This window comes from Weissella sp. DD23, from assembly GCF_001579105.1.
Lineage (GTDB): Bacteria > Bacillota > Bacilli > Lactobacillales > Lactobacillaceae > Weissella > Weissella cibaria.
Genome location: NZ_KQ970391.1, coordinates 213381 through 218002 on the forward strand (window position 1 = coordinate 213381; position 4622 = coordinate 218002).

Sequence of the window (4622 nt, forward strand, 5' to 3'; positions counted from 1 at the left end):
TGAATGCATTGAACGCATTGCGCGCTTCAGCGGGATTGCCACAACTGGTTTGGGATGATGGCCTGGCTGCGTCAGCGACGGCACGTGCCGCATCAATGTCACAAACAGGTGTTGATCAAGCGCACTATTCAGGGGCAGTGGCCAATGAAGTTGTGGCGGCTGGCTTTGGTGCCGGACAAGACGTTATCTCGGCTTGGTTTAACGAAACCAATATGACGGGTGTACCAAACGGTCACCATGATTGGGAAATGAATGGGTCATTCACGCGAGTCGGATTTGGCTACGTTAATGGCTGGATTGTCGGTCACGCTGAATAATTGAAGAAAAAACAAAGTCTGCCAAAGGTTGGCAGACTTTTTCTTTAGGTTTTGTTAAAATGGTAATTAACATGATTAACGAAACGGGGATTTGAGCAGTATGTTGCAAGCATTGTTTGTCTTGATTTTAATTTGGGTTATTTGGACAGTTGGTACAATCATCTGGACACGTACCACGTTGAAGCGCGTGGCAACGGTATTAAAGTCAGAAGAATTTGAAAAGCAAAGTCGCGGTCAACAATTGATCGATATCCGCGAACCGGCAAAGTTTAAGGCGAAGCACGTCCTAGGTGCGCGTAACATTCAATATGCCATGTTGAATGAAAACCACACTGCTTTGCGTAAGGACAAGCCTGTGTTCTTGTACGACGAGAACATGCAATTTGCAGCCCGTTTGGCACGTAAGTTGAAGAAGGACGGTTATAACGAAATTTTCGTCCTCAAGAATGGGTTTGCCGAATATAACGGTAAGATAAAGTCTAACTAATGAAAAAAGGTTTGGGATGTATATCCCAAACCTTTTCTTTATGTGCTTGATTAAAAACGAGCGCCGTGTGAGTGAGCAGCCTTACGAGCAGCCTTGCGTTCTGTCTCTTCGAACTTAGCTTCCTCTTCTTCCAAAGGCTTTACAGCAACCTTGTGGAAAGTCAAAGCAGCGGCTGCAGCAGTGGCTAACGTACCGGCAACACCAGTCAAAATCCCCAAACCAAACTTCTTCATGATGTGGTTCCTCCATTTATTTGTTAAGATAAGTTTAACATATTTAACAAGAATTAAACTACTGAGGTTCGTGAAATGTCTGTAAACAAAACATTAATTATTGCACACCGTGGCACATATCGCGACCGAGGTGACGAAAATACGCTAATTGCCTTTCAACGGGCGATTGCAGCGGGCGTTGACGGCCTTGAAGTTGATGTCCAATTGTATGGTAATCGGTTAATTTTAAAACATGATCAGGATGGCGTGGTGCCGGCGGATGTTGCAACATTTGGCGATTTTTTGGCGTTGATTGCAACAACGCAGTATCAAGGGTTATTACTAATTGAGTTAAAGGGCCGGGTCGGCGCGGAACAACTGTATCGCGAGTTGCAGGCAAAACAATTACCGAATGCCGTGATGTTGCAGTCATTTCAAGAGTTGCCCTTGCGAAAGTGGCGCCGCTTAGATGCGAACGTACCGATTGGTTATTTGCGGCATGTGCCGAATATGGTGAGCTGGCGTTTGTGGCGTGATGGAATCATTCAGCAAGTTAACCTGGATTATCGTTATTGGTACCTCGCCTGGTTAAGGCCATTCGGTGTGAAGACCTATTGGTGGACCCCAAATACGCGGGGGTGGACAACATTACTCCGGATGTTAAGCGTACGCGGTATCATTACAGATATTGCATCAAAAATTTTATAGGTGAATGAGTAAAAATGGATAAATTAATTGTCATTGTTGGGCCGACCGCGGTTGGTAAAACCGCATTATCTTTGGCATTGGCCCAGGCTATTGATGGTGAAATTGTATCGGGTGACTCGATGCAAATTTATCGACAGCTAAACATCGGGACGGCGAAGGCCACGCCGACGGAACAGGCGCAAGCACCGCATCATATGATCGACATCGCTGAGCCAACTGAAACGTATTCGGCGGCCCGTTTTGTGCAGGAAGCCCAGCAAGCGATTGCTGAGATTTCGGCCCGTGGCAAGGTGCCAATTTTGGTTGGTGGCACCGGCTTTTATGTGCAAGCCTTGTTGGGCGATAAGCCGTTAGCTGCGGTTGATGATATTCAAGATGATGCGTTTACGGAGAAATGGACGCAAATTGCCCACGACGAGGGGGAAGGGGTATTGCGTGATGCTTTGCGCAAGGTGGACGCGGTGAGTGAGGCGCGGATTTTACCTGGTCAAATTCGCCGATTAGTGCGTGCTTTACTGGTGAGTGATCATACCGGCAAGCCTTTCTCTGAACAAAAGCCAGAACCGCGACGACTGTATGATGCCTTTATTATCGGCCTAACAACTGATCGGCAAGTGTTATATGAACGCATTAATCAACGTGTCGACGCCATGATGACGCAAGGCATTTTGGCAGAAGCAGAAATTGCGATGGCTTTACCAGCAGATAGCACAGCTCGAAAGGCGATTGGCTACAAGGAACTGTTTGGCTATTTAACTGGTGATGAATCATTAGAACAAGCAACAGAAACCTTAAAACAGGCATCACGACGGTACGCAAAACGGCAGATGACGTGGTTCAATAATCAGTTTACAGACATTCATTGGTTTGATTTAGTACAGCAACCGTCTGAAATAACTGACATCAAAGAAGCGGTAAAACGGTTCATGTCAGAATAGCTGACATGATTAAAAACTTCACATATAATCGGTGGTAACATGCTAAGCATAGGGGGTCAGAACGTATGGGTGGACGAGAACTTCGTCGCGATTTGGCGGTATTGCCAATGAGCGTCGTACGTGAACTGACTGACTTATCTGATCGACAAATTCGTTATTATGATCAGCAAGGTTTAATTACGCCACAACGGGGGGCTGGTAAACAACGTCGTTTTTCATTAAATGATGTAGACCGGTTAATTGAAATCGCAGATTATTTGGATGCTGGGTATTCGGTGTCTGAAATTCATGAGGTTGATGCGAAGAAGCAACGCAAGTCAGCTGAAAAGCCTGAACCAAATGAAGAAAATCTACGACACATGTTGGCGGATGAGCTGCTGAAAATTGGACGGTTTAATGGTCAGCGTAAGTTTTGACATTTCGTTTTAATTGCTAAGTTATCAAAAGGAGATCTAGATGGTTCGCAAAGCATATACCAAGGATGATATTCGTCGCATGATTGCAGAAGAAAACGTAGAATTCTTGCGACTACAATTCTCAGACGTGTTCGGTACAATCAAGAATGTTGAAGTACCAGTTTCACAACTCGAGAAGGTGCTCGACAATAATTTGATGTTTGATGGTTCTTCAATTGAAGGGTTTGTCCGTATTGAAGAGTCAGATATGTACCTATACCCAGACTTGTCAACGTTCATGATTTTCCCATGGGCGACTGACTTGCACGGTGGTAAGGTTGCTCGCTTGATTGCTGATATTTACACGGCAGATCGCGAGCCATTTGCAGGTGATCCACGTAGCAATTTGAAGCGTGTCTTGCAGCAGATGACGGAAGATGGCTTTAAGTCATTTAATATTGGAACGGAACCAGAGTTCTTCTTGTTCAAGCTGGATGAACATGGTAACCCAACGATGAATTTGAATGACAAGGGTGGTTACTTTGACCTAGCACCACTTGATCTTGGAGAAAACACACGTCGTGAAATCGTGTTGGAGATGGAGAAGATGGGCTTTGAAGTTGAAGCAGCCCACCACGAAGTTGCGCCAGGACAACACGAAGTCGACTTTAAGTATGCGGATGCACTTGATGCGGCTGACAACATTCAAACGTTTAAGTTGATTGTGAAGACGATTGCGCGTAAGCACGGTATGTATGCAACCTTTATGCCTAAGCCAATTTCAGGTATTAATGGTAATGGTATGCACACGAACATGTCTTTGTTTACCGAGGATGGCAACGCCTTCTTTGATGAAGCGGGTGAGTTGCAATTGTCTAAGACGGCCTATAACTTCTTGGGTGGTATTTTGGATCACGCGGCCAACTTTACGGCCATTACAAATCCAACGGTTAACTCATTTAAGCGTTTGACGCCAGGCTTTGAAGCACCAGTTTACGTGGCTTGGTCAGGTTCAAACCGTTCACCAATGGTTCGTGTCCCAGCTTCACGTGGTAACTCAACACGTTTGGAATTGCGTTCCGTTGATCCAACTGCTAATCCATACTTGGCCTTTGCTGCTATTTTGGCAGCTGGCTTGGATGGTATTGAACGTGAATTGGAACCAACACACGCTGTTGACCGTAACATCTACTTGATGGATGAAGGTGAGCGCAAGCGTGCAGGTATTACTGATTTGCCTGATACCTTGCTAGCAGCTGTGAACGACTTGGATGAGGATGAAACGATCAAGGCAGCCTTGGGTTCACACATGTCACGGACGTTTGTGGATGCAAAGCGTCTTGAGTATCAAGCTTACCGACAAGAAGTATCGCAATGGGAATTGGACACATATCTCGAGCAATACTAAAATTTTCGTTAAATGTTCTAAAAAACAACGCCGACCGGGGAAAGGTTGGCGTTTTTCTTTAAGGTTAGGTTGTATGATAGAACTATTAAGATGTTAGTGTTATGACATGTAGTTTTAGGACAACCACACACGAGGAGGGGTTGAGATGGAGAACACG

7 protein-coding genes are annotated in these 4622 nt (G+C 45.3%); 6 read left to right on the forward strand and 1 reads right to left on the reverse strand.

Translation table 11 applies throughout. The annotated features are described in order from the left end of the window. A partial coding sequence (locus WEIDD23_RS03620) for a CAP domain-containing protein (RefSeq protein WP_197458785.1) occupies window positions 1-317 on the forward strand: 317 nt, incomplete at its 5' end. A gap of 100 nt (window positions 318-417) precedes the next feature. Next, a complete protein-coding gene (locus tag WEIDD23_RS03625) occupies window positions 418-804 on the forward strand; it encodes a rhodanese-like domain-containing protein (protein WP_062358764.1) in 387 nt (128 codons plus the stop codon). Between the two features lie 50 nt (window positions 805-854). On the opposite strand, the gene WEIDD23_RS03630 is transcribed toward WEIDD23_RS03625, so the two are convergent. Beyond that, on the reverse strand, window positions 855-1037 hold the full coding sequence (locus tag WEIDD23_RS03630) for a DUF3042 family protein (RefSeq protein ID WP_010372363.1): 183 nt from the start codon (window positions 1035-1037) through the stop codon (window positions 855-857). Window positions 1038-1112: 75 nt separating this feature from the next. Between WEIDD23_RS03630 and WEIDD23_RS03635 the strand changes: the two genes are divergently transcribed. From WEIDD23_RS03635 to glnA, 4 genes are all read left to right on the forward strand, one after another. Beyond that, window positions 1113-1724 (forward strand): glycerophosphodiester phosphodiesterase, encoded by a 612-nt coding sequence (locus tag WEIDD23_RS03635; protein ID WP_010372365.1) that lies wholly within the window; start codon window positions 1113-1115, stop codon window positions 1722-1724. 14 nt (window positions 1725-1738) lie between these two features. Then, a complete protein-coding gene (miaA, locus tag WEIDD23_RS03640; protein ID WP_010372368.1) occupies window positions 1739-2662 on the forward strand; it encodes a tRNA (adenosine(37)-N6)-dimethylallyltransferase MiaA in 924 nt (307 codons plus the stop codon). Window positions 2663-2727: 65 nt separating this feature from the next. After that, window positions 2728-3078 carry a MerR family transcriptional regulator gene (locus WEIDD23_RS03645; RefSeq protein WP_010372371.1) on the forward strand — a complete coding sequence of 117 codons (351 nt, stop codon included), beginning with the start codon at window positions 2728-2730 and terminating at the stop codon, window positions 3076-3078. Between the two features lie 40 nt (window positions 3079-3118). Further along, window positions 3119-4465: a type I glutamate--ammonia ligase gene (glnA, locus tag WEIDD23_RS03650; RefSeq protein WP_010372374.1), complete on the forward strand. Its 1347-nt coding sequence runs from the start codon at window positions 3119-3121 to the stop codon at window positions 4463-4465. Window positions 4466-4622 lie beyond the last annotated feature (157 nt).

What these genes read in the sequence shown, in the direction of transcription:
- WEIDD23_RS03645 (WP_010372371.1), top strand. Translation starts at nt 2,728, where the DNA reads ATGGGTGGACGAGAACTTCGTCGCGATTTGGCGGTATTGCCAATGAGC.
- miaA (WP_010372368.1), top strand. Translation starts at nt 1,739, where the DNA reads ATGGATAAATTAATTGTCATTGTTGGGCCGACCGCGGTTGGTAAAACC.
- WEIDD23_RS03635 (WP_010372365.1), top strand. Translation starts at nt 1,113, where the DNA reads ATGTCTGTAAACAAAACATTAATTATTGCACACCGTGGCACATATCGC.
- WEIDD23_RS03630 (WP_010372363.1), bottom strand. Translation starts at nt 1,037, where the DNA reads ATGAAGAAGTTTGGTTTGGGGATTTTGACTGGTGTTGCCGGTACGTTA.
- WEIDD23_RS03625 (WP_062358764.1), top strand. Translation starts at nt 418, where the DNA reads ATGTTGCAAGCATTGTTTGTCTTGATTTTAATTTGGGTTATTTGGACA.
- glnA (WP_010372374.1), top strand. Translation starts at nt 3,119, where the DNA reads ATGGTTCGCAAAGCATATACCAAGGATGATATTCGTCGCATGATTGCA.